Raw genomic sequence first — 25,684 nt, forward strand, 5'->3', positions numbered from 1 at the left:
CCTGTTATTTGTCCGGGCTGTCGATGGTCAGTGTCTGCGTCGCGGTGGTGCTGCTGGCCAGAGGCTGGCTGCGACCGACCCATTCACCGGCAGTCGGTTGGCCGGCACGGGAGACGCGCGCAACCAGTTGGACTTCAGGGAAGTTCGACAGTTTCAACTGCGGCATCATTGCGTCGGCATCACCCAGTTCGACAGTCACCGGCAAGTCGGCCACGGTCAGGCGTTTGGCCGCCAACGGCGCAGGTGGACCTGAGGTGGCGCGGGCGAAGATGAAGACAGTGTCACCCGGCTGGACCTTGGCTTTGAGCGCTGGCGCCAGGTCTACGGTGACTTTCAGCAACGCTGCCGCCTTCGCCGCAGGTGCCTGGACAACCTTGCCGCCGCTGGCTTCCAGCTTCTCGGTGGCCCGGCTGATACCACCTTGCAGGGCGGCGCGGGAGCTGTCCTCGGGCGGCAGTTGCGCCAGCAGGCGATTCCAATAGTCGATAGCGTCCTGATAACGCTGGGCTTCGAAAGCTGCGATGCCAAGCAGTCCAAGGCTGGTGACTTCTTTTGGATCGGCTTTCAGCGCTTCATCAGTCAGGGCCTGAATCTTGTCCGACCACTTCTTGCCATCGGCAAAGTATTGGGCCTGCGCCCATTGGCCGAGCAGTTCCGGTTGACGCCCGGCCAGGTTCACCGTGCGCTCAAAGATCTTCGCTGCATCGCCAGGACGGTCCTGGGCCATGTAGGTGCGACCAAGGAAATACAAGCCTTCAGCCGATTCCGGCTGAGCGGCGACGGCGCGTTCCAGGCGACGGGTCATCTCTTCCATCGACTGCGGTGCCTGGGAAAATTCGCGGGTCAGTTCGACTTTGTCGCTGGCACCGAAATGCAGGTACAAGCCAAGACCGAGCACCGGAACCAGCACTGCCGCCAACAACGGCAACGGCTTGCCCAGGCGACCCACGCGAGGCGCTGCAACGCCTTCGGTATCGGCGAGTAGCTCACGGGCCGCTTCGGCGCGGCCGGCGTCCATTTGCCCGGCGTCGAGCACACCCTCTTCCTGCTGAGTCTGCAACTCAGCCACGCGCTCTTGGTACAGCGCAACGTTCAGGGCGGTACGATCCTCTTCAAGTTGAGCACGACGACCGCGCAAAACCGGGATCAACAGAAAACTCAGGGCAACCAGAAGCAGCAGACCTGCAGCGAGCCAGAAATCAATCATTCTTGGTTTTTATCCAACAGGTGGTCGAGGCGCTCACGCTCCTCGGCAGAAAGCGCGTCCGGGGTTTCGGCGCGTTGCACGCGACGACGGCGGACGATCACGGCGATGATCACGAAACCGCCCAGCAGGAGGCCGGCCGGGCCGAACCAGAGCAGTGCAGTCTTGGCGTTGAGAGCCGGTTTGTAGCGGACGAAGTCACCGTAGCGGTCGACCATGAAGTCGATGATCTGCTGGTTGTCCTTGCCCTCGCCGAGCATGCGGAAAATCTCTTTGCGCAGGTCGGCGGCAATCGGTGCATTGGAATCGGCGATGTCCTGATTCTGGCACTTGGGGCAACGCAGTTCCTTGGTCAGCTCGCGAAAACGCTCGCGATCACCTTCTTTGGCGAACTCGTAGGTATCGATGGCGGCATGGGCCACGCCGGCCATGCTCAAGCCCAGTACCGCCGCTGCTATCCAGCGCTTCATGGCTTGGCCTCATCGACCAGCGCCTGATACTTGGCAGCCAGTTTTTCACGCCAGACCTGCTCGTCGATCACACCGACGAACTTGTCGCGGATGATGCCCTTGGCGTCGATGAAAAAGGTTTCCGGCGCGCCATACACACCGAGGTTCAGGCCCAGGGTGCCGGCGTCGTCACGGATGTCCAGTTGATACGGGTTGTGGAACTCCACGAGCCACTTCAAGGCGTCGGCGTTGACGTCCTTGTAGTTGATGCCGTAAATCACCACGCCCTGCTGGGCCAGTTTGTTCAGCACCGGGTGCTCGACCCGGCAGGAAATGCACCAGGTGCCCCAGACGTTGACCAGTGCCGGTTTGCCAACGATGTCAGCCTTGGTCAGGGTTTTGTCGCCCTGCACGCTTGGCAGGGAAAACGCCGGGAACGGTTTGTTGATCATCGCCGAAGGCAACTCGGCCGGGTCGAGGTACAACCCGCGATACAGGAAAACAGCCACCACCAGAAAAATCATCAGTGGCAACAGCATCAACCAACGTCTCATGCAGTCGCTCCCGTCATGCCCAGTGCTTCACGCACCCGGCTTTTCACCTTGACCCGATAACGCCGATCCAGCGCCGCCAGCAACCCGCCGAAGCCAGTCAGCAGACCGCCGAACCAGATCCAGCGCACGAACGGTTTGACGTGAACGCGCACAGCCCAGGCGCCATCGCCCAGCGGTTCGCCGAGGGCGACGTAGAGGTCACGGGTGAAACCGGCGTCGATCCCGGCTTCGGTCATCACCGAGTTCTGCACGGTGTACAGGCGTTTTTCCGGGTGCAGCACGCTGACTTCCTTGCCATCGCGGATCACCCGAACGGTGCCCTTGTCGGAGGTGAAGTTCGGGCCTTCGAAGTGCTTGGCGCCTTCGAACACGAAGTGATAACCGGCCAGGTCCATGGACTCGCCCGGCGCCAGGCGCAAGTCGCGCTCGGCACTGTTCTGGCTCGACAACACGACGCCCAGCGCACACACGGCAATGCCCAGGTGAGCGATCTGCATGCCCCAATAACTGCGGGTCAGGGTCGGCAGGCCTTTGATCAGGCCTTTGTGGCGAGTCTTGTCGAGGATATCCCGGACACCGGCGAGCAATACCCACGCTGCCAGCATGAAGGTTGCAATCACCGCCCAGTTGAAATCGCCATAAGCGACGCCGGCCACAACCGCCAGCGCAGCACTGCCGAGCAGTACCGGGGTCAGCATGCTCATCAGCCATTTGACCGGGGTGTCTTTCCAGCGCACCAGCATGCCGACTGCCATCACCACCATCAGCAACGCCATCAACGGAATGAACAGCGCATTGAAGTACGGCGGGCCGACCGACAGTTTGGCGCCGGTCATCGCATCGAGAATCAGCGGGTACAAGGTGCCGAGCAGGATCATCGAAGCCGCCACCACCAACACCAGGTTGTTACCCAGCAGCAGGGTTTCCCGGGACCAGAGGTTGAAGCCGACCTGGCTCTTGACCACCGGCGCGCGCAGGGCGAACAGCGTCAGCGAACCGCCGACCACGAACAGCAGGAAAATCAGGATGAACACACCGCGCTCAGGGTCGGACGCAAACGCGTGAACCGACGTCAGCACGCCGGAACGCACGAGGAACGTACCGAGCAAGCTCAGCGAGAATGCGGCGATGGCCAGCAACACGGTCCAGCTCTTGAACACGCCACGTTTTTCCGTGACGGCCAACGAGTGAATCAGCGCCGTACCGACCAGCCAAGGCATGAAAGAGGCGTTTTCCACCGGGTCCCAGAACCACCAGCCGCCCCAGCCGAGTTCGTAATACGCCCACCACGAACCGAGGGTGATGCCGATACCAAGGAAAGCCCAGGCGACGATGGTCCACGGACGCGACCAGCGCGCCCACGCCGCATCAAGGCGACCGCCCATCAGCGCCGCGATGGCGAAGGCGAAAGCCACGGAGAAACCGACGTAACCCATGTACAGCATCGGCGGGTGAACGATCAGGCCGATGTCTTGCAGCAACGGATTGAGGTCGGCGCCATCGCTGGGCACTTGCGGCAGGATGCGCTTGAACGGGTTGGACGTGAGGATCAGGAACAGCAGGAAACCGGTGCTGATCATGCCCATCACCGCCAGCACGCGGGCCAGCATGTCCCGCGGCAACTGCCGGGAGAACACCGATACCGCGAAGGTCCAGCCACCGAGGATCAACGCCCACAACAGCAATGACCCTTCGTGTGCCCCCCAGACTGCGCTGAACTTGTAGTACCACGGCAAGGCACTGTTGGAGTTGCTCGCGACGTAGGCGACCGAGAAGTCGTCGGTCATGAACGCGTAGGTCAGGCAACCAAAAGCGAACACCAGGAAAGTGAACTGACCCCAGGCGGCTGGCTGAGCCAGGCTCATCCACAGTCGATCACCGCGCCAGGCACCGAGCAATGGCACCACGGCCTGAACCAGCGCGAAACACAGCGCCAGGATCATGGCCAGGTGGCCAAGCTCAGGGATAAAGATTCCGGATGTCATCAATTAACCCTCTTTGGCTTGTGTGGGTGCCGACTGGCCGCTGTCTTTCAGGGCTTTGGTCACTTCCGGCGGCATGTATTTTTCGTCGTGCTTGGCCAGCACTTCGTCGGCCACCACCACGCCGTCGGCGTTGATTTTGCCCAGGGCAACGATGCCCTGCCCTTCACGAAACAGGTCCGGAAGAATGCCGCGATAGGTGATGGTCACGGATTTGTTGAAATCGGTGACGACGAATTTGACGTCCAGCGAATCGCCGGAACGTTGCAACGAACCTTTCTCGACCATGCCGCCCGCCCGAATACGCGTGTCTTGCGGCGCTTCGCCGTTAGCGATCTGGGTCGGGGTGTAAAACAGATTGATGTTCTGCTGCAAGGCGCTCAGGGCCAGGCCGACGGCAGCGCCGACACCCACCAGGATCGCGAGAATGATGATAAGACGCTTTTTGCGCAGCGGATTCACTTGCCGTTCTCCCGGCGCAGACGACGCGCCTCTTGTTGCAGATACCGCTTGCGGGCCAGGATCGGCGCCGCCACGTTGAGGACCAGCACTGCCAGGCAGATGCCATAGGCGGACCAGACATACAGGGCATGATGGCCCATGGCGAGGAAGTCGCCGAATGAAGCAAAACTCATCGAGCGGCCTCCAGGCTGTTTTGTACTTCGGCCTTGACCCAGCTGGCCCGCGCTTCGCGCTTGAGCACTTCAAGGCGCATGCGCAGCAACAGGACCGCGCCGAAGAAACAGTAGAAACCCAGCACCGTCAGCAGCAATGGCAGCCACATCTCGGCCGGCATCGCCGGTTTTTCGGTGAGGGTGAAGGTCGCGCCCTGGTGCAGGGTGTTCCACCACTCCACCGAGTACTTGATGATCGGGATGTTGATCACGCCGACAATCGCCAACACCGCACAGGCCTTCGCGGCGCTGTCACGATTACTGATGGCGTTGCCCAGCGCAATAAGACCGAAGTACAGAAACAGCAGAATCAGCATGGACGTCAGTCGCGCATCCCAGACCCACCACGAACCCCAGGTCGGTTTGCCCCAGATCGCGCCGGTGACCAGCGCCACAGCGGTCATCCAGGCCCCGATGGGCGCCGCGCATTGCAGGGCGACGTCGGCCAGTTTCATCTTCCAGACCAGCCCGACGATGCCACACACGGCCAGCATCACATAGCAGGACTGCGCCAGCATGGCGGCCGGAACATGGATATAGATGATGCGAAAGCTGTTGCCTTGCTGGTAGTCGGGCGGCGCGAAGGCCAGGCCCCAAACGACACCAACGCCGATCAGCAGCAACGCCGCAACGCTCAGCCAGGGCAGCAGTTTGCCGCTGATGCCGTAAAACCATTTGGGCGAGCCGAGCTTGTGAAACCACGTCCAGTTCATACTGTTTCCATCACGGTTGCCCTTCGCTGTGAAGGGCTGGGTCTTTACTGATTAAATTTTAACCAGACCTCATTATTCGCCGACGCTGATCTTCAGGCCAGCAGCTATTGCAAAAGGTGTCAGGGTTATCGCCAGGGCGGTCAGGCTACCAAGCCACAAGAGATAACCGGTCGCCGGCATGCCCTGCAAGGCTGCCTGCAAGGCGCCACTGCCGAGAATCAACACCGGGATGTACAGCGGTAGAATCAGCAGTGCCAGCAACAGGCCACCGCGCTTCAATCCGACCGTCAGGGCTGCGCCCACCGCACCGAGCAGGCTCAGCACCGGTGTACCCAGCAATAAGGAAAGCAGCAACACCGGCAGACAAGCGGCAGGTAAACCGAGCATCAACGCCAGCAGTGGCGCGAGCAAAACCAGTGCCAGGCCTGAGAAGGCCCAGTGTGCCAGTACCTTGGCCAAAACCAGAAGAGGCAGGGGGTGCGACGAAAGGACCCACTGTTCGAGGGAACCGTCTTCGAAATCACTGCGGAAAAGCCCGTCCAGCGAGAGCAGAACCGATAAAAGCGCTGCCACCCAGACCAGTCCCGGAGACAAGGTTTGCAACAATTGAGCCTCGGGGCCGACCGCCAGCGGGAACAGCGCCACGACGATAGCGAAGAACACCAGCGGATTAGCCAGTTCCGCAGGACGGCGGAACAATAAACGGGCCTCACGGGCGACCAACAGGCCGAAAACACTCATACGGCCCAATTCCCCAGGTCAATGTCGCGATAGCCGGCCGGCATCCGGGTCAGCGTGTGGTGCGTGGTCAACACGACCATGCCGCCCCGCTCGCAGTGCGCGGCCAGGTGTTCTTCGAGTTGCGCCACGCCTTGTTTATCGAGCGCGGTGAACGGTTCATCGAGAATCCACAGCGGCGGGCTGTCCAGGTACAACCGCGCCAACGCCACGCGACGATGCTGGCCAGCAGACAGGGTGTGGCAGGGAACATCCTCGAAACCGCGCAGTCCGACAGCCGCCAAGGCTTGCCAGATGGCCTCATGGGACGCCGGATGATGCAAGGCGCAAAGCCAGCTGAGGTTTTCCTCGGGGGTCAGCAGTTCCTTGATGCCGGCGGCATGACCGATCCACAGCAGGTTGCGCGCCAGCTCAAGACGTTGCTCATTGAGCGGCTGGCCGTTGAGCAGCACCTGACCGGCGGTCGGCTGCATCAGCCCGCACAGCAGACGCAACAGGCTGGTCTTGCCACTGCCGTTGGGGCCGCTGATTTGCACCATTTCGCCACTGGCCAGTCTCAAATCGAGATTTTCGAAGAGCAGCCGAAGGTCTCGCTCACAAGCGAGGGCAACGGTTTGCAGGACTGGGCTGGTCAAGGGATCACGGGCCTTTTGCGGTTCAAGTCGGCGGCAAAGCGGCCGCTAAAGAGATGCAGCATAGATGCATTGGCGGTCTGTTCTAGAGAGCTGCGTCAAACAATTGCAATGTTTTCGCCACTCCCCGAAAGACGGGCGGCATTATACATGCCATGCCCTACTCTAAAGAGTGCAATTTCCTCAGGTTGTGACCGCGTATGACAGGCGAAATGAACATCCTCCCGCTACCCCAGACCACGCCCGCGACTTCGCGGCCGCTGGTGATGAGTGGCGACCTGCTGCAGTTGCTAAAGCCAATGGAGGGCCTGATCGACGTCGGGCAGACCGCCAAGGCTGAAGTGCTGTCACTCAAGCAGACGGATCAGACTTTTCAACTGTTGCTCAAAGTCACCCTCGACAGCGGTCGCCAGACCACGGTGCAGGCCACCAGCACCCAGCCGCTGCCTCAAGGCACCAGCCTGGCGATCACGCAGCCGTCGGCGAGCAATCTGGCAATCACTGTGCAACAGGCCATCGCTTCCAGCATTGCCACCCTTACCCGCATCGACACCGCGCAACTGCCGGTCGGCACCTTGCTGCAAGGCAAAGTACTGACCTCGCAGGTGCTGCCGCAGGTGCCAGGGCAACCGACGGTGTTTCGCTCGATGATGAGCTTGTTAAACACCGTGCTGAGCGGTAGCACCTTGAGTATCGACAGCCCGACGCCGCTGCGCATCGGCACGTTGTTGAGCGCCATGGTGCAAGACACCCAGACGCTGAAATTCGTCCCGCTGAGCAGCCGCCAGGAACAATTGGCGGTGACCCAGCAACTGGTCAGCCAACAAAGCCGCCAAGGCTCGCTGGATGGCTTGATCAAAGTCCTGCAAAACCTGCCGTTGCCTCCACCGTCGTCGGATCCGACTTCCAACGACCTGCGTGTTGCCGTGGAAAGACTCCTCGCTGGCCTCCCGGACGTTCAGCAATTGAGCACGCCAAAGGGTCTTGCTCAAGCGTTGGCCAACAGCGGCCTGTTCCTCGAAGCGAAATTGCTGACCGGACAGAATCCGACGCTGGCTCCAGACATGAAGGGCGATTTGCTCAAGCTGATCGCACAACTGACACCGGGGCTGCCGGCCAACACCAACCTCAACGCACTGATCGCCGCCAACACATTGGTGCAGGCGATGCCGAGTTTCGTGCGCAGCGCCCTCGGCATGCTCGGCCAGGTCAGCGCCAAACCGCTGCCGACCAGTTTCCCGCTGCCCGAGCGCCTGCTGCAAAGCCAGGACGGTGAAGGTGATCTGGAGCACTTGCTGCGTTTGGCAGCGGCGGCGGTTTCGCGCCTGCAAAGCCATCAACTGTCGAGCCTGGAACAAACCGGTCTGACGGATGATGGGCGGCTGGTCAGCACCTGGCAGCTGGAAATCCCCATGCGCAACCTGCAGGACATCGTGCCATTGCAGGTCAAGTTCCAGCGCGAAGAAGCCCCAGAGAAAGAACAGCCGCACGAACGTCGCGACGAACGCGAGCCCAAGCAGCCACTGTGGCGCGTCGACCTGGCGTTCGACATGGAACCGCTAGGCCCGTTGCAGATTCAGGCGCAGCTGATCAAGGGCAGCCTGTCCAGCCAACTCTGGGCCGAACGCCCGTACACCGCGAGCCTGATCGAAAGCAACCTGGCCGGGCTGCGCGAACGCCTGCTGGCGTCGGGACTGAACGTCGGCGATCTGGATTGCCACCTCGGCAAACCGCCACAAGGCCCGCAAACCCGTCTTGAACAACGCTGGGTCGACGAAACCGCATGAAAAACCCCAACGCCCCACGCCAGGCCATCGCCCTCAAATACGACGGCAGCCACGCCCCTACCCTCACGGCCAAGGGTGACGAAGCGCTGGCGGAAGAGATTTTGCGGATCGCTCGCGACTACGAAGTGCCGATCTACGAAAACGCCGAGCTGGTAAAGCTGCTGGCGCGGATGGAGCTGGGCGAGAGTATTCCGGAGGAGTTGTACCGCACGATTGCCGAGATTATTGCGTTTGCATGGAACCTGAAGGGCAAGTTTCCGGCGGGGCATGATCCCGATGCGGTCATGCTGGAGAAGGACATCACCGAACGCGGTGACAATTACTGAGGCTTCAAGGACGCCATCGCGGGCAAGCCCGGCTCGCACAGGGTTCGGCGGCGTTCACATACTTTGTGCGCGACCGCAATACCTGTGGGAGCGAGGCTTGCCCGCGATGAGGGCGGCACTTTCAAATCTACGGTGACTGACGCACCGCCATCGCGAGCAAGCTCGCGAAAGCAATTTCAGCCGAGTTGCAAAAATCAGTTCTTGTGAAGCTTGCGCATCAACTCCGCTTCAGCCTGGGTCAAGCCGCAGGACTGCGTGAGTTCATCCACCGTAGCGCCCATCCCGACCAGTCGCGCCGCCTGGGCAAACGACAGGCTCGACGGGTCGCGCTGTTCCAGTTGCGCCAGTTTGTCCGGCAGCGGGCCGACCACCGCGCGCAGCTCGTGCAGGTCTTCACCCATGCGCACGTTGCCGCGCTGGTAGTCGTCCACGCGTTTGGCCAGGTCCTTGATGCGCTGATCCCGCAGCGCATCGCCCTGAGCCTGTTGCGCGGCGATCAATCGTTGACCGCGTATGTACGCCAGAAACATCGCCAGCGTGCCTGCCCAGAAAAGGAACAGGACAATGACCGCTACCTCAAGAATCAATCAGATGCTCTCCAGGTCCGACCATTCTTCTTCGCTCATCATCTTGTCCAGCTCGACCAGGATCAGCAGTTCGTTGTTCTTGTTGCATACGCCTTGGATGAACTTGGCGGATTCTTCGTTACCGACGTTTGGCGCGGTTTCGATTTCCGACTGACGCAGGTAAACCACTTCGGCCACGCTGTCGACCATGATCCCGACTACTTGCTTGTCGGCTTCAATGATGACGATACGGGTGTTGTCGCTGATCTCGGCATTCATCAGGCCGAAACGCTGACGGGTGTCGATTACAGTAACCACGTTACCGCGCAGGTTGATGATGCCCAGCACGTAGCTCGGAGCACCCGGTACCGGGGCGATTTCGGTGTAGCGCAGGACTTCCTGAACGCGCATCACGTTGATGCCGTAGGTTTCGTTGTCCAGCTTGAAGGTTACCCATTGCAGGATCGGATCTTCGGAACCCTTTGCAGCCGTCGCCTTATCATTCATACCCTGACCCCTCGAAAAACCGCCCTGGCGGTGTGTGTTCTGTGCATCGGCAGTGACTGCCGATGCGTGTTTGTTATGTCGGTTTGTGAGCCGGTTTCTTGATGCTGCTCATGTGCTTTGCCCCGCCACTGGCGATCAGCTCGGCCAGTGCGGAAACGTCGAGCAAGGCACACATGTGTTCAATCACGGTGCCCGCCAGCCAAGGTCGTTGACCCCGGTGGCTGCGCCATTTGATTTCGTTGGGGTCCAGGCGCAACGAGCGGCTGACCTGATGCACGGCCAGCCCCCACTCATAACCCTGGACCGAAATGACGTATTGCAGGCCCTGGCGGAAGTCATCGCGGTAGCGGTCGGGCATGACCCAACGCGCGGTATCGAGGACTTTCAGGTTGCCGGCCTGGCTCGGGAGAATCCCGAGGAACCACTCCGGCTGACCGAACAGCGGCGTCAGCTCGTGACCAGCCAACGAATATATCGAACCGAGGCACACCAGCGGCACCGCCAGCGTCAGGCCGGCGACATCGAACAACAGGCATTCGAAGGGCTCGGCGGCCCACGATGGACGCCCGTCAGTTTCGACCGGAGGCGGCGTGTTGCTCGGCGGGAGATGAACTTCGACAACCGGCGGCACCAGCGTTTGCAGCAGCGGTGCGATGGTCGATACCGGCGCGAGGATCGGTGCCGGTGCTTCCATGACAGGTGCTGGCGCCTTCACGACTGGCGCAACGACAGGGGCAACGACAGGGGCCGCAACCACCGCGGCATCACGCGCCTGCTCTTCGAGCACCGCCAACTGAAACTCGTCGAGGGTGCTTTCAGGCTCGATCACTTCGACGGGCGCTTCGATGACGGGCGCCAGCTCCTCGGTCGCGTCCTGCAGCAAGCTGTCCAGATAGCTCTGGAGCGCCAGTTGCGGGCGAGAGGTGATTTTCACCGGCCGATTCATTTAAGCACCACGCAAGGAAGGTTCATCTCACGCCACCTGCGCAACGGATTGCTGCGCCAGCAAATGCTTGAGCAGCGCGCGGTAAGCCAGAACGCCGCGGCTCTTGCCGTCGAACTGCGAAGGCGTGAGCCCGGCCCGGCTTGCGTCACGCAGACGCGTGTCGACCGGAATGTAGCCTTGCCAGATTTCTTCCGGGTACAGGTCGCGCAGCACCCGCAGAGTCCCGAGGGAAGCCTGCGTGCGGCGGTCGAACAAGGTCGGGATGATGGTGAACGGCAGCGCCTGTTTGCGTGAGCGATTGATCATCGCCAGGGTGTTGACCATGCGCTCCAGGCCTTTGACGGCCAGATGCTCGGTCTGCACCGGGATCACCAATTGCTGGCTCGCCGCCAAGGCATTGACCATCAGCACGCCGAGCAACGGCGGACTGTCGATCACCGCATAATCGAAGTCCTGCCACAACTGCGCCAGGCTCTTGGCAATCACCAGGCCCAAACCACTCTGCCCCGGCGACTGACGCTCAAGGGTGGCCAGCGCGGTGCTGGAGGGCAACAGGGAAATGCTTTCGTGGCTGGTGGGCAACAGCAACTGACCGGGCAAGCCTTGCGGCACGCTGCCCTTGTGCAGGAACAAGTCGTAGCTGCTGTGTTCCAGGGTGTCGGGGTCGTAGCCGAAGTAACTGGTCATGGAGCCGTGCGGGTCGAGATCGACCACAACCACGCGCTTGCCCGCCTCGGCCAGCAAACCGGCTAAAGCGATAGAGGAAGTGGTTTTACCAACACCACCCTTTTGATTGGCAACTGCCCAGACTCTCATTCGAAGGGTTCCGCCCGGCCGACTAGGTCGACCGAGAAATAGCTCAGCGTGTTAATACGGGTGACGGAGAATTGACGGCGCTCTCTCGTACCGGCGACTTGACCGGGGTCGGTGCAGTTTGTGTGCCAGCACGCTTCAACGCGGCGTCCGGTTGTGCATGAGCGGTACCGGTGCCGGTCAGGCTGCGGCGCACATCGAGATTGCGCGACACCACCAGCACCACACGACGGTTGCGTGCGCGGCCTTCGGCAGTGGCGTTGTTGGCCACCGGCTGGAACTCGCCGTAGCCCACGGACGCCAGGCGGCTGGGGTTCACACCCTGCATCGCCAGCATGCGCACGATGCTCGCGGAACGGGCCGAGGACAGCTCCCAGTTGGTCGGGTACTGCGCGGTGCGAATCGGTTGATCGTCCGTAAAACCTTCGACGTGGATCGGGTTGTCGAATGGCTTCAAAATCCCGGCGACCTTGTCGATGATGTTGAACGCGATGTCGCTGGGCATGGCATCGCCGCTGCCAAACAACAGGCTGGAATTGAGTTCGATCTCGACCCACAACTCGTTGCCACGCACGGTCATCTGGTTGGAGCTGATCAGGTCACCAAACGCGGCACTGATGTCATCGGCGATACTTTTCAGCGGGTCGTTGGAACCGGCAACCCCGGCATCGACCTGCTCGCTGTCTTTCACCAACGGTTTTGCCGGCGTCACGGTCATCGGCCGCTCTTCACCGACCGGAATCGGTTTGAGCGAGCGATCGGCGTCGGTGAAGACCCCGATCAACGCTTGCGAGATGACTTTGTACTTGCCTTCGTTGATCGAAGAGATCGAGTACATGACCACGAAGAACGCGAACAGCAACGTGATGAAGTCGGCATAGGAAACGAGCCAGCGTTCGTGGTTCACATGTTCTTCAGGTTGGCGACGACGTGCCATGGTCCATGTCTCCCATCAATCCATGAAGCCCTGAAGCTTCAACTCAATAGAGCGAGGGTTTTCACCTTCAGCGATCGACAGGATCCCTTCCAGCAACATTTCGCGATAACGCGACTGACGCAAGGCCACGGACTTGAGCTTGGAGGCAATCGGCAGCAACACCAGGTTGGCACTGGCCACACCGTAGATGGTCGCGACGAAGGCCACGGCAATGCCGCTGCCCAGTTGGGTCGGATCGGCCAGGTTGCCCATGACATGGATCAGGCCCATCACTGCCCCGATAATCCCGATGGTCGGCGCGTAGCCGCCCATGCTTTCAAAGACTTTGGCGGCCTCGATGTCGCGGCTTTCCTGGGTGTAGAAATCCACTTCCAGGATGCTGCGAATCGCTTCCGGTTCGGCACCGTCAACCAGCAGTTGCAGGCCTTTGCGCGAGTAGCTGTCAGGTTCGGCATCGGCCACCCCTTCCAGGCCGAGCAGGCCTTCCTTGCGGGCGGTCAGGCTCCAGTTCACCACGCGATCAATGCCACCGGCCAGGTCAACGCGCGGCGGAAACAGAATCCAGCCAAGGATTTGCATGGCGCGCTTGAAGGCGCTCATCGGCGATTGCAACAAGGCTGCGCCGATGGTGCCACCCAATACGATCAGGGCTGCCGGGCCGTTGGCCAGCGCGCCAAGGTGGCCTCCTTCAAGGTAATTGCCGCCAATGATGGCGACGAACGCCATGATGATGCCAATCAGGCTTAAAACATCCATCAGATACACGCCTCGACCAGGTGCTTGCCAATATCTTCCAACCCGTAGATCGCATCGGCGAGATCGGCTTTGACGATGGCCATCGGCATGCCGTAGATCACGCAACTGGCTTCATCCTGAGCCCAGATCGCGCTGCCGCTCTGTTTGAGCAGGCGAGCCCCTTCACGACCGTCGGCGCCCATGCCGGTCAGCACGACCGCCAGAACTTTGTCACCGTAGGACTTGGCGGCAGAACCGAAGGTGATGTCCACGCTTGGTTTGTAATTCAGACGCTCGTCGCCCGGCAGGATTTTCACCGCGCCACGGCCATCGATCATCATTTGCTTGCCACCCGGTGCCAGCAACGCCAGGCCAGGACGCAGGATGTCGCCATCCTCGGCTTCCTTGACGCTGATCCGGCAGAGCTTGTCCAGGCGTTCGGCGAAGGCCTTGGTGAACGCCGCCGGCATGTGCTGGATCAATACCAGCGGCGCCGGGAAGTTGGCCGGCAACTGGGTCAGGACCCGTTGCAGCGCTACCGGACCGCCCGTGGACGTGCCGATGGCCACCAGTTTGTAGGCTTTGCGTTTTGGTGCAGGCGACGATGGGCCGGACGACACAGGCGCATGGGTGCGTGCCGGAATCGGCGCCGGCGCCGGACGCGACGGTGCATGGCTGCCGTAACTGCTGGCGCTTGCAGGCGCAGGAGTTGGAGCAGGCGCGGCGACCGGGGCCGGAGCACTGTAGGTATTGGCGCGACGGTTACTGCGCGAAATGCTCAGGATCTTTTCGCACAGCAGTTGCTTGACCTTCTCCGGGTTACGGGAGATGTCTTCGAAATTCTTCGGCAGGAAATCCACGGCGCCGGCATCCAGCGCATCGAGGGTGACCCGGGCGCCTTCGTGGGTCAGCGAGGAGAACATCAACACCGGCGTCGGGCAGCGCTGCATGATGTGCCGCACGGCCGTGATGCCGTCCATCATGGGCATTTCGTAGTCCATTGTGATCACGTCCGGCTTGAGGGCCAGGGCCTGATCGATCGCCTCTTTTCCGTTGGTCGCCGTGCCGACGACCTGGATATTCGAATCCGCTGAAAGAATTTCCGAGACGCGGCGGCGGAAAAACCCCGAATCGTCCACCACCAGGACTTTGACTGCCATAAACACTCCGTTAGACGGAGCGAGGCTCAGTCGCCCCGCTCCACCAGAATCAAATACGCCGCGTGGCGTAACGCTTGAGCATGCTCGGAACATCGAGAATCAGCGCAATGCGGCCGTCACCGGTGATGGTGGCGCCCGACATGCCCGGGGTTCCCTGGAGCATTTTGCCCAATGGCTTGATGACCACTTCTTCCTGGCCCACCAACTGATCGACGACAAAGCCGATCCGCTGCGTGCCCACCGAAAGGATCACCACATGGCCTTCGCGCTGCTCTTCGTGAGCGGCGGAGCTGACCAGCCAGCGCTTGAGGTAAAACAGTGGCAGCGCCTTGTCGCGCACGATCACCACTTCCTGACCATCCACCACGTTGGTGGTCGACAGGTCGAGGTGGAAGATCTCGTTGACGTTCACCAGCGGGAATGCAAACGCCTGGTTGCCGAGCATGACCATCAGCGTCGGCATGATCGCCAGGGTCAGCGGGACCTTGATGACGATCTTCGAGCCCTGGCCCTTGGTCGAGTAGATGTTGATCGAACCGTTGAGCTGGGAAATCTTGGTTTTCACCACGTCCATGCCCACGCCACGACCCGACACGTCGGAGATCTCGGTCTTGGTCGAGAACCCTGGCGCGAAAATCAGGTTGTAGCACTCGGTGTCGCTCAAGCGATCCGCCGCATCCTTGTCCATCACACCGCGTTTTACCGCGATGGAACGCAGGACGTGCGGGTCCATGCCTTTGCCGTCATCGGAGATCGACAGCAGGATGTGGTCACCTTCCTGTTCCGCCGCAAGTACGACTCGACCGCCACGGGACTTGCCCGAGGCTTCGCGTTCTTCCGGCGACTCGATGCCGTGGTCGACCGCGTTGCGCACCAAGTGGACCAGCGGGTCGGCCAGGGCCTCGACGAGGTTCTTGTCGAGGTCGGTTTCTTCGCCGACCAGTTCCAGGTTGATCTCTTTCTTGAGCTGGCGAGCCAGGTCGCGAACCAGGCGCGGGAAGCGCCCGAAGACTTTCTTGATCGGTTGCATCCGGGTCTTCATGACCGCGGTTTGCAGGTCAGCCGTGACCACGTCGAGGTTCGACACCGCCTTGGACATGGCTTCGTCGGCACTGTTGGCACCCAGGCGAACCAGACGGTTACGCACCAGTACCAGTTCGCCGACCATGTTCATGATTTCGTCGAGACGCGCGGTATCGACCCGCACGGTGGTCTCGGCTTCGCTCGCCGGTTTTTCCGGTGGCGGCGCAGCCGGAGCACGGGCCGGGGCCGGTGCAGCAGCGGCAGCGGCAGCCGGTTTCGGTGCCTCGGCTTTCGGTTCTGGTGCCTTGGCCGCCGGTGCCGCTGCCTTGGCAGCGGGCGCCGGGGCAGTGACGACAGTGCCTGTCGCCACATCGGTGAACTTGCCTTTACCGTGCAATTCGTCGAGCAGCGATTCGAACTCGTGATCGGAGATCAGATCCCCACCCACCGCCGCCGCAGTTGGCGCAGGTGTAGCCGGTACCGAAGCAATGGCCGACTCCAGCGCATCCACCGCAAAGTTGCCTTTGCCGTGCAACTGGTCGAGCAGTGCTTCAAATTCGTCGTCGGTAATGTCGGAGCTGTCGCCCGCCGCTTTTGGCGCAGCCGGTGCGGCTGGCGCAGGGGCCACGGCATCAACGGCGAACTGGCCTTTGCCGTGCAATTGATCGAGCAACGACTCGAACTCGGCATCGGTGATTTCGTCGCTGGCAGCAGCATCGCTGGCAGGCGTTGGTGCTGCAGCCACTGGCGCTTCGGCCTGAGCCTTGACGGCGTTCAGCGAGTCCAGCAGTTGTTCGAATTCGTTATCGGTGATGTCGCCCGATTCGCTTTCGGCGGCAGGTGCTTCAGCCACGAGAGCAACCGGTGCAGCTTCATCTGCCGTTTGCGGCTCGGCCAGACGGGCCAGGGCCTCCAGCAATTCAGGTGTCGCCGCCGTAACCGGGCTGCGCTCGCGGACCTCGCCGAACATGCTGTTCACCGCGTCCAGCGCTTCGAGGACCACGTCCATCAGTTCCGAATCGACGCGACGCTCACCCTTGCGCAGGATGTCGAACACGTTTTCGGCGATGTGGCAGCACTCCACCAGCTCGTTGAGCTGGAGGAAGCCGGCGCCCCCTTTTACAGTGTGAAAACCGCGAAAAATTGCATTGAGCAAGTCCGCATCATCCGGTCGGCTTTCCAGCTCGACCAGTTGTTCGGACAGTTGCTCTAGAATCTCGCCGGCCTCAACCAGGAAATCCTGAAGGATCTCTTCATCGGCGCCGAAGCTCATTAAGGGGGTGCTCCTACAGGTCTAAAAACCTAAAAAACCTAGAATGCTGAAACGCTAAAATCCCAGGCTGGATAGCAAATCGTCCACATCGTCCTGACCGGACACAACGTCTTCTCTTTTATCGGCATGAATCTGCGGACCTTCACCCTGAGAGAGATGTTTTTGTGGATCTTTTTCGGCGAGCATCGATTCACGGTCATGTTCGATACCCGCAAAGCGGTCTACCTGGCTGGCCATGAGGACGAGCTTGAGCAAATTGCTTTCAACTTCGGTGACCAACTGGGTCACGCGCTTGATCACCTGACCGGTGAGGTCCTGGTAATCCTGAGCCAGCAGGATGTCGTTGAGGTTGCTCGACACCGTGCGGTTGTCCTCGGTGCTGCGTGTCAGGAAACCGTCGACGCGGCGGGCCAGCTCACGGAACTCTTCAGCCCCGACTTCGCGGCGCATGAACCGGCTCCAGTCCGTGCTCAACGCCTGGGCTTCTTCGCTCAGGCTGTTGACCAGCGGCGTGGCGCTTTCCACCAGGTCCATGGTGCGGTTGGCCGCGGCCTCGGTCAGCTTGACCACATACCCCAGGCGCTCGGTGGCGTCCGTGATCTGCGACACTTCCTCGGCTTGCGGCATGTTCGGGTCAATCTGGAAATTGACGATCGCGCTGTGCAGCTCGCGAGTGAGCTTGCCCACTTCCTGATACAGGCCACGGTCACGGGTCTGATTGAGCTCATGGATCAGTTGCACAGCCTCGCCGAACCTGCCTTTTTCAAGGCTGGCGACCAGTTCGACGGCATGTTTTTTCAGGGTCGATTCAAAATCGCCCTGTGAAGATTCTTTATGCTCCATAGCTCCCCCGTGGCGCAGTGGATCAACCGATGCGTTCGAAAATCTTCTCGATTTTTTCTTTCAACGCCTGGGCCGTGAAGGGTTTGACCACATAGCCGTTTACACCGGCCTGGGCCGCTTCGATGATCTGCTCGCGCTTGGCTTCAGCGGTCACCATCAACACCGGCAGGTGCTTGAGCTTTTCATCGGCGCGCACGTGGCGCAGCAGATCGATACCGGTCATGCCAGGCATGTTCCAGTCCGTTACCAGAAAGTCGATGCTCCCGCTGTTGAGAACCGGAATGGCGGTAGTGCCATCGTCAGCCTCGACCGTGTTGGTGAACCCAAGGTCACGCAACAGGTTTTTTATGATCCGCCGCATCGTTGAGAAGTCATCAACGATGAGGATTTTCATGTTCTTGTCCAATTCGACCTCCAAGCAGTCTTAAACGCGCCCAGCACCTGGACGCGCCATTTCAATCAATTCGGCAATTCACTCGATGACTGTCTGGAGCACAACAGATCGCGACCGGTGCCGTTCAAATCCGCACCAGCCCCGTTCGCAGTGTCCCCACACTGCCTTCAGCGCGCTCGCCACTCCCCCAAACGCCCCCGCAAACGGGCCGCGCACTGGCTGTGTAACTGGCTGACCCGCGATTCGCTGACCCCCAGGACCTCACCGATTTCCTTGAGATTCAACTCTTCGTCGTAGTACAGCGCCAACACCAGTCGCTCGCGCTCCGGCAAATTGGCAATCGCGTCCGCCAGCGCCGCCTGGAAGCGTTCATCTTCCAGATCGCGTGACGGCTCGAGATGAGCACTCGCGCCATCCTCGTGCAGCCCTTCGTGTTCGCCGTCCTGCAACAGATCGTCGAAACTGAATAAGCGGCTGCCCAGGGTGTCGTTCAAAATCCCGTAATAATCGTCGAGACTCAATTGGAGTTCGGCCGCAACCTCGTGATCTTTAGCGTCACGGCCGGTTTTAGCTTCAATAGAGCGAATTGCGTCACTGACCATACGGGTATTTCGGTGGACCGAACGTGGCGCCCAGTCCCCCTTGCGTACTTCATCGAGCATGGCGCCGCGGATTCGTATGCCCGCGTACGTCTCGAAACTGGCGCCTTTGCTGGCGTCGTATTTGGTCGATACTTCGAGCAGGCCGATCATCCCGGCCTGGATCAGGTCTTCAACCTGGACACTGGCCGGCAGACGGGCCAGCAAGTGGTAAGCAATGCGTTTGACCAGTGGCGCGTAACGCTCGATCAGCTCGTACTGCGCGTCACGTGCCGACTTCTTGTAGAGGTTGTAGCCGCTGGCTGTCATAGGACGGGTCCTGCGGTCTGTTGCACGAGGCGCTCGACGAAAAACTCAAGGTGCCCGCGCGGGTTGGCAGGCAGCGGCCAGGTATCAACTTTCTGCGCGATGGCCTTGAACGCCAGGGCGCACTTGGAACGCGGGAAGGCTTCATACACGGCACGTTGTTTCTGCACAGCCTTGCGCACGCTTTCGTCGTAAGGCACCGCGCCGACGTATTGCAAGGCAACGTCGAGAAAGCGGTCGGTGACCTTGGTCAACTTGGCGAACAGGTTGCGACCTTCTTGCGGGCTCTGGGCCATGTTGGCCAGGACACGGAAGCGGTTCATGCCGTAATCGCGGTTAAGCAGTTTGATCAGCGCGTAGGCGTCGGTGATCGAGGTCGGCTCGTCGCAGACCACCAGCAAGACTTCTTGCGCTGCGCGAACAAAACTGACTACCGAGTCACCTATGCCCGCAGCGGTGTCGATCACCAATACGTCGAGGTTGTCGCCGATGTCGCTGAACGCCTGGATCAGGCCGGCGTGTTGAGCCGGGCTCAAATGAACCATGCTCTGGGTACCGGACGCGGCCGGAACAATTCGAATACCGCCCGGGCCCTGCAACAGAACGTCGCGCAGCTCGCAGCGGCCTTCGATCACGTCGGCCAGGGTACGTTTGGGTGTCAGTCCCAACAGAACGTCGACGTTCGCCAGGCCCAGGTCAGCGTCCAACAGCATGACGCGACGGCCGAGTTCAGCCAGGGCCAGTGACAAATTCACTGACACGTTAGTCTTGCCGACGCCACCTTTGCCGCCGGTCACCGCGATCACCTGTACGGGATGCATGCTGCCCATGTTATTTCTTTACCTTGTCTTGCATAGACGGAGGCCACATTACTGGCTGCGCGTTCGCAAATGGAACAATGCATGGCAGACCATCGATGTAGGTACAAAAACTGTTCATGACTACCTTAGCCAACCTGCTTGGTCGGGCTGTGGTAAATATCAGCGAACATATCAGCCATGGCTTCTTCGCTGGGTTCTTCCTGCATTTGCACGCTCACGGCGCGACTGACCAACTGATGACGGCGCGGCAGATGCAAATCATCCGGAATCCGCGGGCCATCGGTCAGGTACGCCACCGGCAATTCATGACTGATCGCCAGGCTCAGCACCTCGCCCAGACTTGCCGTTTCATCCAGTTTAGTCAGGATGCAGCCAGCGAGCCCGCAGCGCTTGTAACTGTGATAAGCGGCTGTTAGAACCTGTTTTTGGCTGGTGGTTGCGAGCACCAGGTAATTTTTTGATTTGATGCCACGCCCGGCCAGGCTTTCGAGCTGCATGCGCAGGGCCGGATCGCTGGCCTGAAGGCCTGCGGTATCGATCAGCACCACGCGTTTGCGCAGCAGTGGCTCCAGCGCCTGAACCAGCGACTGGCCCGGATCGACGTGGGTCACCGACACATTGAGAATGCGCCCCAGCGTCTTGAGCTGCTCCTGGGCGCCAATGCGAAAGCTGTCCATGCTCACCAGCGCGATGTTCTGCGCGCCGTACTTGAGCACGTAACGGGCCGCGAGCTTGGCCAGGGTGGTGGTCTTGCCCATGCCGGCAGGGCCGACCATGGCAATCACGCCGCCCTCTTCCAGTGGCTCGACTTCCGGTGTGGCAATCATCCGCGCCAGGTGCGCCAGCAACATGCGCCAGGCCTGACGGGGCTCATCGATATCACCGATCATGGCCAGCAGATCGCGCGACAACGGGCCGGACAGGCCGATGCGTTGCAGGCGACGCCAAAGGTTGGCCTGGGCCGGACGACTGCCTTGCAGCTGATTCCAGGCCAGCGAACCGAGCTGTACTTCCATCAGTTCACGCAGACTGTTGAGTTCGAAGCGCATCGAGTCGAACGCACGTGGATCAACGCCGCCAGCAGCCGGTGCCGGGGCAGGCGCCGAGCGACGCGGTTCGGCGTAGGTCGGTTCGATCAGTGGCTCGGCAGCGGTCAGTGGCAGGCCGGCGAACAACTGGCGATTGGTGGTCTTGTCGCCTTCGGTCTCGCCATCGCCACGCAGGCTCAATTCGGCCTGGGCAGTCACAATGCGCGATTGGGTCTTGCGCAGCTCATCCTCGAGTTCCATGTTCGGAACGCGCGGGGCCAGCGCCGACAATTTGTAATCCAGCGCAGCCGTCAGCTCGACACCGCCGGCGATCCGGCGATTGCCAATAATGGCGGCATCGGCGCCCAGCTCATCACGAACCAGTTTCATGGCCTGACGCATATCGGCGGCGAAAAAACGCTTAACTTGCATAAACCACTACCTCAGCCGTTGGGCCCTACTGTCGCAACGATGGTCACTTGCTTGTTGTCAGGGATTTCCTGATAAGCCAACACATGCAAACCCGGGACTGCCAGTCGGCCAAATCGCGACAACATGGCGCGAACCGGGCCGGCCACCAGCAGAATCACCGGCTGACCTTGCATTTCCTGACGCTGCGCCGCATCGATCAACGAGCGCTGCAGCTTCTCTGCCATGCTTGGCTCCAGCAGAACGCCCTCTTCCGAGCCTTGTCCTGCCTTCTGAAGACTATTGAGCAATATCTGTTCCAACCTTGGCTCCAGGGTGATCACTGGTAGCTCGGAGTCAGTACCTACAATGCTTTGGACGATTGCGCGGGATACACCGACCCGCACAGCGGCCACCAAAGCGGCAGTATCTTGACTCTTGGCGGCGTTGTTGGCGATCGCCTCGGCGATGCTGCGAATGTCGCGCACAGGCACCTGTTCGGCCAGCAGCGCTTGCAACACCTTGAGCAGCTGCGACAGCGAAACCACGCCCGGCACCAGCTCTTCAGCCAGTTTAGGCGAGCTTTTGGCCAGCAATTGCATGAGTTGCTGGACTTCTTCGTGACCGATCAGTTCGCTGGAGTGCTTGTACAGGATCTGGTTCAAGTGCGTGGCAACCACGGTACTGGCATCGACCACCGTGTAACCGAGCGATTGCGCCTGGGCGCGCTGGCTGATTTCGATCCAGACCGCCTCCAGGCCAAAAGCCGGATCTTTGGCGGTTATGCCATTAAGCGTGCCGTAGACCTGCCCCGGGTTGATCGCCAGTTCGCGATCCGGGTAAATCTCGGCTTCTGCCAGGATCACGCCCATCAGCGTGAGGCGGTAGGCACTCGGCGCCAGGTCGAGGTTGTCACGGATATGCACCGTCGGCATCAGGAAGCCCAGGTCCTGGGACAGCTTCTTGCGCACGCCCTTGATCCGCGCCAGCAGTTGCCCCCCCTGATTGCGGTCTACCAGCGGAATCAGGCGATAGCCGACTTCCAGGCCAATCATGTCGATAGGCGTGACGTCATCCCAGCCCAGCTCTTTGGTCTCCATGGCGCGGGCCGGCGATGGCAGCAGTTCCTGCTGACGCTTGACCTCTTGCAGCGCCTGGACCTTGACCACGTTCTGCTTCTTCCAGAACAGGTACGCACCACCGGCAGCGAGAGCAGCCATGCTCAGGAAGGAAAAGTGCGGCATGCCGGGCACCAGGCCCATCACAGCCATCAGTCCCGCCGCGACAGCCAACGCTTTCGGCGAGGCGAACATCTGGCGATTGATTTGCTTGCCCATGTCTTCCGAACCGGAAGCACGGGTCACCATGATCGCGGCGGCCGTGGACAACAGCAGTGATGGCAATTGCGCCACCAAACCGTCACCGATGGTCAACAGCGCGTACACCCGACCGGCATCGCCAAAGGTCATGCCGTGCTGGAAGATACCGACCGCCATGCCGCCGATCAGGTTGATGAACAGAATCAACAGGCCGGCAATGGCGTCACCGCGCACGAATTTGCTGGCACCGTCCATGGAACCGTAGAACTCAGCCTCCTGGGCGACTTCCATCCGGCGCAGTTTGGCCTGGTTCTGATCAATCAGGCCGGCGTTCAAATCGGCGTCGATTGCCATTTGTTTGCCGGGCATCGCATCGAGGGTGAAGCGCGCGCTCACCTCGGAAATCCGCCCGGCACCCTTGGTCACCACGACGAAGTTGATGATCATTAAAATCGCGAAGACCACGATACCGACCACGTAGTTACCGCCGATCACCACCTCACCGAAGGCCTGGATCACCTTACCGGCGGCGGCGTGGCCGTCCTGACCGTGGAGCATCACCACCCGCGTGGAGGCCACGTTCAGCGCCAGTCGCAGCAACGTCGCGACCAGCAGAATGGTCGGGAACACCGCGAAGTCCAGCGGCCGCAAGGCGTAGACGCAGACCAGCAAAACGACGATCGACAGTGCGATGTTGAACGTGAAGAACACGTCCAGCAGGAACGGCGGCACCGGCAGCATCATCATGGCCAGCATGACCAGCAGCAACAACGGCACGCCCAGATTGCCCCGACTTAAGTCGGCAACGTTTGTGCGAGCACTGTTGAATAACTGAGAGCGATCCACGGTTTTCCCCGTTCCTTTAAAGCAAACTTTTGACGCCTGAAGCTGGCGCAAAGCGGCTATTGCAAGAAGCCTTCCAACTTTTGCAGAGGAGGTAAATAGAGGGATTGATTGGAGTTTTTTTGTAGCAGCTGTCGAGCCTGCGAGGCTCGACAGCTGCTACAGGGGTGGGTCAGGAATCGCGGCGCAGATCCGGTGGAATCGGCAGGTCATCCTTGAGCGGCTCAGGCGGCTTGCCTTTGCCGGCGCGGTGCTGGCGGATCTGGTAGACGTAAGCCAATACCTGGGCGACCGCCAGGTACAGGCCACCGGGTATTTCCTGCTCCAGCTCGGTGGAGTAATAGATCGAACGCGCCAGGGCGGGCGATTCGAGCAGCAAGACATTGTTGGCCACGGCGATTTCGCGGATTTTCAAGGCCAGGAAGTCACTGCCCTTGGCCAGCAGCACCGGCGCGCTGCCTTTGTCCGGGTCGTACTTGAGCGCCACGGCGTAGTGGGTCGGGTTGGTGATGACCACATCGGCCTCGGGAATGGCCGCCATCATCCGCCGTTGCGACATCTCGCGCTGCAACTGGCGGATGCGCTGTTTGACCTCCGGCCGCCCTTCCTGATCCTTGTGCTCGTCGCGCACTTCCTGCTTGGTCATCAGCAGTTTCTTGTGGCTTTCCCACAACTGCACCGGCACGTCGACGGCGGCGATGATGATCAGCCCGCAGGCCATCCACAAGGTGCTCCAGCCCACCACTTGCAGGCTGTGAATGACCGCCATCTCCAACGGCTCGTGCGCGATGCGCATCAGGTCGTCGATGTCGGAAGACAACACCGCCAGTGCCACGAACAGCACGATCAGAAACTTCGCCAACGCCTTGAGCAGCTCGACGATGGCCTTGGCCGAGAACATCCGCTTGAGCCCCGCGCCAGGATTCATGCGACTGAACTTCGGTGCCATGGAACCCGCTGCGAACAACCAGCCACCCAGGGAAATCGGACCGATCAACGCGGCCAGCAGCAAGGTGATCATCAACGGCTGAATCGCCACCAGCGCAATCTGCCCCGAATGCAGGAGGAAGGTGCCCATGTTGCGTTGATCCAGAATCACTTCCCGCGAGAGCGTGAAGTTCATCCGCATCAGCTCCATCATTTCCTGCGCGAGGGCGCCGCCGAAAACCAGCAGGCCGCCGGCGCCGGCGAGCATGATCGCCAGGGTGTTGAGCTCCTTGGAACGCGCAATCTCACCCTTGTCCCGTGAGTCTTTTTTGCGCTTCTCCGTGGGGTCTTCTGTTTTGTCCTGACCGCTTTCGCTCTCAGCCATGACTCAGCGCGCCCGTGCGAGTTCGCGTAAAAACTGCAAGGCCTCGGTGGCCAGCGGTTGATACTGATTGATGATGTCCGCCAGCCCGACCCAGACGATGAACAGCCCGAGCACCAGGGTCAGCGGAAAACCGATAGAGAAGATATTCAGCTGCGGCGCGGCCCGGGTCATCACGCCGAACGCGATGTTGACTACCAGCAGCGCCGTGATCGCTGGCAACACCAACAACAACGCCGCACCGAGGACCCAGCCGAGCTTGCCGGCCAGTTCCCAGAAATGATTGACCAACAATCCGCTGCCAACCGGCAGGGTGGTGAAGCTTTCAGTCAGGACTTCGAACACCACCAGATGCCCGTTCATAGACAGGAACAGCAGTGTCACCAGCATGGTGAAGAACTGCCCGATCACCGCCACCGAAACGCCGTTGGTGGGGTCGACCATCGACGCGAAGCCCATGCCCATCTGAATGGAAACGATCTGCCCGGCGACCACGAAGGCCTGAAAGAACAGCTGTAAGGAAAAACCCAGAATTGCGCCAATCAGGATCTGCTCGGCGATCAGCAGCAGCCCACTCAAGTCCAGCGCATTGACCGGCGGCATCGGCGGCAGCCCCGGAGCGATCACCACGGTGATCGCCAACGCAAAGTACAAACGCACACGTTTGGGCACCAGCGTTGTACCAAACACCGGCATGACCATCAGCAAGGCGCCGATGCGAAACAGCGGCAACATGAACGTCGCCACCCAGGTACTGATCTGGGTGTCGGTCAGTTGCAACAGCGACGGCATGGT

At 60.7% G+C, this 25,684-nt stretch carries 27 protein-coding genes; 2 read left to right on the top strand and 25 right to left on the bottom strand.

All coding sequences use genetic code 11. The features are described from left to right. Positions 1 to 4 precede the first annotated feature (4 nt). The 9 genes from ccmI to ccmA form a co-directional block, all read right to left on the bottom strand. Positions 5 to 1,207 (bottom strand): c-type cytochrome biogenesis protein CcmI, encoded by a 1,203-nt coding sequence (gene ccmI / locus SB725_RS04090; protein ID WP_027922388.1) that lies wholly within the window; start codon positions 1,205 to 1,207, stop codon positions 5 to 7. Continuing rightward, positions 1,204 to 1,674, bottom strand: a complete 471-nt coding sequence (locus SB725_RS04095) for a cytochrome c-type biogenesis protein (RefSeq protein ID WP_027922387.1) — start codon at positions 1,672 to 1,674, stop codon at positions 1,204 to 1,206. The genes ccmI and SB725_RS04095 overlap by 4 nt, the downstream gene beginning before the upstream one ends. After that, positions 1,671 to 2,207, bottom strand: a complete 537-nt coding sequence (locus tag SB725_RS04100) for a DsbE family thiol:disulfide interchange protein (RefSeq protein ID WP_059181373.1) — start codon at positions 2,205 to 2,207, stop codon at positions 1,671 to 1,673. Before SB725_RS04100 ends, SB725_RS04095 begins: the two co-directional genes overlap by 4 nt. After that, positions 2,204 to 4,192, bottom strand: a complete 1,989-nt coding sequence (locus SB725_RS04105; protein ID WP_027922385.1) for a heme lyase CcmF/NrfE family subunit — start codon at positions 4,190 to 4,192, stop codon at positions 2,204 to 2,206. Before SB725_RS04105 ends, SB725_RS04100 begins: the two co-directional genes overlap by 4 nt. A gap of 3 nt (positions 4,193 to 4,195) precedes the next feature. Next, entirely contained in the window at positions 4,196 to 4,651 is a 456-nt protein-coding gene (ccmE, locus tag SB725_RS04110; RefSeq protein ID WP_027922384.1) for a cytochrome c maturation protein CcmE, read from the bottom strand. Then, positions 4,648 to 4,824: a heme exporter protein CcmD gene (gene ccmD, locus SB725_RS04115; RefSeq protein WP_027922383.1), complete on the bottom strand. Its 177-nt coding sequence runs from the start codon at positions 4,822 to 4,824 to the stop codon at positions 4,648 to 4,650. The genes ccmE and ccmD overlap by 4 nt, the downstream gene beginning before the upstream one ends. After that, positions 4,821 to 5,576 carry a heme ABC transporter permease gene (locus tag SB725_RS04120; RefSeq protein ID WP_007946756.1) on the bottom strand — a complete coding sequence of 252 codons (756 nt, stop codon included), beginning with the start codon at positions 5,574 to 5,576 and terminating at the stop codon, positions 4,821 to 4,823. Before SB725_RS04120 ends, ccmD begins: the two co-directional genes overlap by 4 nt. Before the next feature lie 72 nt (positions 5,577 to 5,648). Further along, positions 5,649 to 6,317, bottom strand: a complete 669-nt coding sequence (gene ccmB / locus SB725_RS04125) for a heme exporter protein CcmB (protein WP_007946758.1) — start codon at positions 6,315 to 6,317, stop codon at positions 5,649 to 5,651. Further along, positions 6,314 to 6,949 (bottom strand): cytochrome c biogenesis heme-transporting ATPase CcmA, encoded by a 636-nt coding sequence (ccmA, locus tag SB725_RS04130; protein ID WP_027922382.1) that lies wholly within the window; start codon positions 6,947 to 6,949, stop codon positions 6,314 to 6,316. The genes ccmB and ccmA overlap by 4 nt, the downstream gene beginning before the upstream one ends. 197 nt (positions 6,950 to 7,146) lie before the next feature. Between ccmA and SB725_RS04135 the strand changes: the two genes are divergently transcribed. Then, the gene (locus SB725_RS04135) at positions 7,147 to 8,733 is read left to right on the top strand and encodes a flagellar hook-length control protein FliK (RefSeq protein WP_410921323.1); all 1,587 of its coding nucleotides are present in this window, start codon (positions 7,147 to 7,149) and stop codon (positions 8,731 to 8,733) included. After that, the gene (locus SB725_RS04140; RefSeq protein ID WP_410921325.1) at positions 8,730 to 9,059 is read left to right on the top strand and encodes an EscU/YscU/HrcU family type III secretion system export apparatus switch protein; all 330 of its coding nucleotides are present in this window, start codon (positions 8,730 to 8,732) and stop codon (positions 9,057 to 9,059) included. The genes SB725_RS04135 and SB725_RS04140 overlap by 4 nt, the downstream gene beginning before the upstream one ends. A gap of 194 nt (positions 9,060 to 9,253) precedes the next feature. Here SB725_RS04140 and SB725_RS04145 read toward each other — a convergent pair whose 3' ends face one another. From SB725_RS04145 to fliR, 16 genes are all read right to left on the bottom strand, one after another. Next, on the bottom strand, positions 9,254 to 9,646 hold the full coding sequence (locus tag SB725_RS04145) for a DUF2802 domain-containing protein (RefSeq protein WP_027922379.1): 393 nt from the start codon (positions 9,644 to 9,646) through the stop codon (positions 9,254 to 9,256). Next, positions 9,647 to 10,132: a chemotaxis protein CheW gene (locus SB725_RS04150; protein ID WP_027922378.1), complete on the bottom strand. Its 486-nt coding sequence runs from the start codon at positions 10,130 to 10,132 to the stop codon at positions 9,647 to 9,649. 73 nt (positions 10,133 to 10,205) lie between these two features. Beyond that, complete coding sequence (locus SB725_RS04155) at positions 10,206 to 11,078, bottom strand: CheW domain-containing protein (protein WP_410921327.1); 873 nt, start codon at positions 11,076 to 11,078, stop codon at positions 10,206 to 10,208. Between the two features lie 27 nt (positions 11,079 to 11,105). Then, positions 11,106 to 11,894 (bottom strand): ParA family protein, encoded by a 789-nt coding sequence (locus tag SB725_RS04160; RefSeq protein WP_027922376.1) that lies wholly within the window; start codon positions 11,892 to 11,894, stop codon positions 11,106 to 11,108. Positions 11,895 to 11,937: 43 nt separating this feature from the next. Next, positions 11,938 to 12,828 (bottom strand): flagellar motor protein MotD, encoded by an 891-nt coding sequence (gene motD, locus SB725_RS04165; protein ID WP_027922375.1) that lies wholly within the window; start codon positions 12,826 to 12,828, stop codon positions 11,938 to 11,940. Between the two features lie 15 nt (positions 12,829 to 12,843). Next, a complete protein-coding gene (locus tag SB725_RS04170; protein WP_027922374.1) occupies positions 12,844 to 13,584 on the bottom strand; it encodes a flagellar motor protein in 741 nt (246 codons plus the stop codon). Further along, the gene (locus tag SB725_RS04175; protein WP_027922373.1) at positions 13,584 to 14,723 is read right to left on the bottom strand and encodes a chemotaxis response regulator protein-glutamate methylesterase; all 1,140 of its coding nucleotides are present in this window, start codon (positions 14,721 to 14,723) and stop codon (positions 13,584 to 13,586) included. Before SB725_RS04175 ends, SB725_RS04170 begins: the two co-directional genes overlap by 1 nt. 49 nt (positions 14,724 to 14,772) lie before the next feature. Further along, on the bottom strand, positions 14,773 to 17,019 hold the full coding sequence (locus SB725_RS04180; protein ID WP_410921330.1) for a chemotaxis protein CheA: 2,247 nt from the start codon (positions 17,017 to 17,019) through the stop codon (positions 14,773 to 14,775). Between the two features lie 54 nt (positions 17,020 to 17,073). Next, on the bottom strand, positions 17,074 to 17,862 hold the full coding sequence (locus SB725_RS04185; RefSeq protein ID WP_027922371.1) for a protein phosphatase CheZ: 789 nt from the start codon (positions 17,860 to 17,862) through the stop codon (positions 17,074 to 17,076). 22 nt (positions 17,863 to 17,884) lie between these two features. Further along, positions 17,885 to 18,256 (bottom strand): chemotaxis response regulator CheY, encoded by a 372-nt coding sequence (locus tag SB725_RS04190; protein ID WP_003183998.1) that lies wholly within the window; start codon positions 18,254 to 18,256, stop codon positions 17,885 to 17,887. Positions 18,257 to 18,423: 167 nt separating this feature from the next. After that, the gene (gene fliA, locus SB725_RS04195; protein ID WP_007894214.1) at positions 18,424 to 19,164 is read right to left on the bottom strand and encodes an RNA polymerase sigma factor FliA; all 741 of its coding nucleotides are present in this window, start codon (positions 19,162 to 19,164) and stop codon (positions 18,424 to 18,426) included. Beyond that, entirely contained in the window at positions 19,161 to 19,991 is an 831-nt protein-coding gene (fleN, locus tag SB725_RS04200; protein WP_003222917.1) for a flagellar synthesis regulator FleN, read from the bottom strand. The genes fliA and fleN overlap by 4 nt, the downstream gene beginning before the upstream one ends. Before the next feature lie 116 nt (positions 19,992 to 20,107). Continuing rightward, a complete protein-coding gene (gene flhF, locus SB725_RS04205) occupies positions 20,108 to 21,442 on the bottom strand; it encodes a flagellar biosynthesis protein FlhF (RefSeq protein ID WP_059181376.1) in 1,335 nt (444 codons plus the stop codon). 11 nt (positions 21,443 to 21,453) lie between these two features. Then, positions 21,454 to 23,583, bottom strand: a complete 2,130-nt coding sequence (gene flhA / locus SB725_RS04210; protein ID WP_027922369.1) for a flagellar biosynthesis protein FlhA — start codon at positions 23,581 to 23,583, stop codon at positions 21,454 to 21,456. Positions 23,584 to 23,752: 169 nt separating this feature from the next. After that, the gene (flhB, locus tag SB725_RS04215) at positions 23,753 to 24,892 is read right to left on the bottom strand and encodes a flagellar biosynthesis protein FlhB (protein ID WP_059181377.1); all 1,140 of its coding nucleotides are present in this window, start codon (positions 24,890 to 24,892) and stop codon (positions 23,753 to 23,755) included. A 3-nt stretch (positions 24,893 to 24,895) separates the two neighbouring features. Further along, positions 24,896 to 25,681 (bottom strand): flagellar biosynthetic protein FliR, encoded by a 786-nt coding sequence (fliR, locus tag SB725_RS04220; RefSeq protein ID WP_027922367.1) that lies wholly within the window; start codon positions 25,679 to 25,681, stop codon positions 24,896 to 24,898. Between the last annotated feature and the right edge of the window lie 3 nt (positions 25,682 to 25,684).

Source organism: Pseudomonas sp. SIMBA_041 (genome assembly GCF_046535095.1).
Lineage (GTDB): Bacteria > Pseudomonadota > Gammaproteobacteria > Pseudomonadales > Pseudomonadaceae > Aquipseudomonas > Aquipseudomonas mucoides.

Bases quoted from the DNA above. Each gene is read 5' to 3' on its own strand.
- ccmD (WP_027922383.1), bottom strand. From the start codon at position 4,824: ATGAGTTTTGCTTCATTCGGCGACTTCCTCGCCATGGGCCATCATGCC.
- fliA (WP_007894214.1), bottom strand. From the start codon at position 19,164: ATGACAGCCAGCGGCTACAACCTCTACAAGAAGTCGGCACGTGACGCG.
- SB725_RS04140 (WP_410921325.1), top strand. From the start codon at position 8,730: ATGAAAAACCCCAACGCCCCACGCCAGGCCATCGCCCTCAAATACGAC.
- flhF (WP_059181376.1), bottom strand. From the start codon at position 21,442: ATGCAAGTTAAGCGTTTTTTCGCCGCCGATATGCGTCAGGCCATGAAA.
- SB725_RS04100 (WP_059181373.1), bottom strand. From the start codon at position 2,207: ATGAGACGTTGGTTGATGCTGTTGCCACTGATGATTTTTCTGGTGGTG.
- SB725_RS04120 (WP_007946756.1), bottom strand. From the start codon at position 5,576: ATGAACTGGACGTGGTTTCACAAGCTCGGCTCGCCCAAATGGTTTTAC.
- SB725_RS04170 (WP_027922374.1), bottom strand. From the start codon at position 13,584: ATGGATGTTTTAAGCCTGATTGGCATCATCATGGCGTTCGTCGCCATC.
- ccmI (WP_027922388.1), bottom strand. From the start codon at position 1,207: ATGATTGATTTCTGGCTCGCTGCAGGTCTGCTGCTTCTGGTTGCCCTG.
- SB725_RS04175 (WP_027922373.1), bottom strand. From the start codon at position 14,723: ATGGCAGTCAAAGTCCTGGTGGTGGACGATTCGGGGTTTTTCCGCCGC.
- SB725_RS04180 (WP_410921330.1), bottom strand. From the start codon at position 17,019: ATGAGCTTCGGCGCCGATGAAGAGATCCTTCAGGATTTCCTGGTTGAG.
- fliR (WP_027922367.1), bottom strand. From the start codon at position 25,681: ATGCCGTCGCTGTTGCAACTGACCGACACCCAGATCAGTACCTGGGTG.
- flhB (WP_059181377.1), bottom strand. From the start codon at position 24,892: ATGGCTGAGAGCGAAAGCGGTCAGGACAAAACAGAAGACCCCACGGAG.
- SB725_RS04160 (WP_027922376.1), bottom strand. From the start codon at position 11,894: ATGAGAGTCTGGGCAGTTGCCAATCAAAAGGGTGGTGTTGGTAAAACC.
- SB725_RS04190 (WP_003183998.1), bottom strand. From the start codon at position 18,256: ATGAAAATCCTCATCGTTGATGACTTCTCAACGATGCGGCGGATCATA.
- fleN (WP_003222917.1), bottom strand. From the start codon at position 19,991: ATGGGCAGCATGCATCCCGTACAGGTGATCGCGGTGACCGGCGGCAAA.
- SB725_RS04135 (WP_410921323.1), top strand. From the start codon at position 7,147: ATGACAGGCGAAATGAACATCCTCCCGCTACCCCAGACCACGCCCGCG.
- SB725_RS04150 (WP_027922378.1), bottom strand. From the start codon at position 10,132: ATGAATGATAAGGCGACGGCTGCAAAGGGTTCCGAAGATCCGATCCTG.
- SB725_RS04105 (WP_027922385.1), bottom strand. From the start codon at position 4,192: ATGACATCCGGAATCTTTATCCCTGAGCTTGGCCACCTGGCCATGATC.
- ccmB (WP_007946758.1), bottom strand. From the start codon at position 6,317: ATGAGTGTTTTCGGCCTGTTGGTCGCCCGTGAGGCCCGTTTATTGTTC.
- motD (WP_027922375.1), bottom strand. From the start codon at position 12,828: ATGGCACGTCGTCGCCAACCTGAAGAACATGTGAACCACGAACGCTGG.
- SB725_RS04185 (WP_027922371.1), bottom strand. From the start codon at position 17,862: ATGGAGCATAAAGAATCTTCACAGGGCGATTTTGAATCGACCCTGAAA.
- SB725_RS04155 (WP_410921327.1), bottom strand. From the start codon at position 11,078: ATGAATCGGCCGGTGAAAATCACCTCTCGCCCGCAACTGGCGCTCCAG.
- SB725_RS04095 (WP_027922387.1), bottom strand. From the start codon at position 1,674: ATGAAGCGCTGGATAGCAGCGGCGGTACTGGGCTTGAGCATGGCCGGC.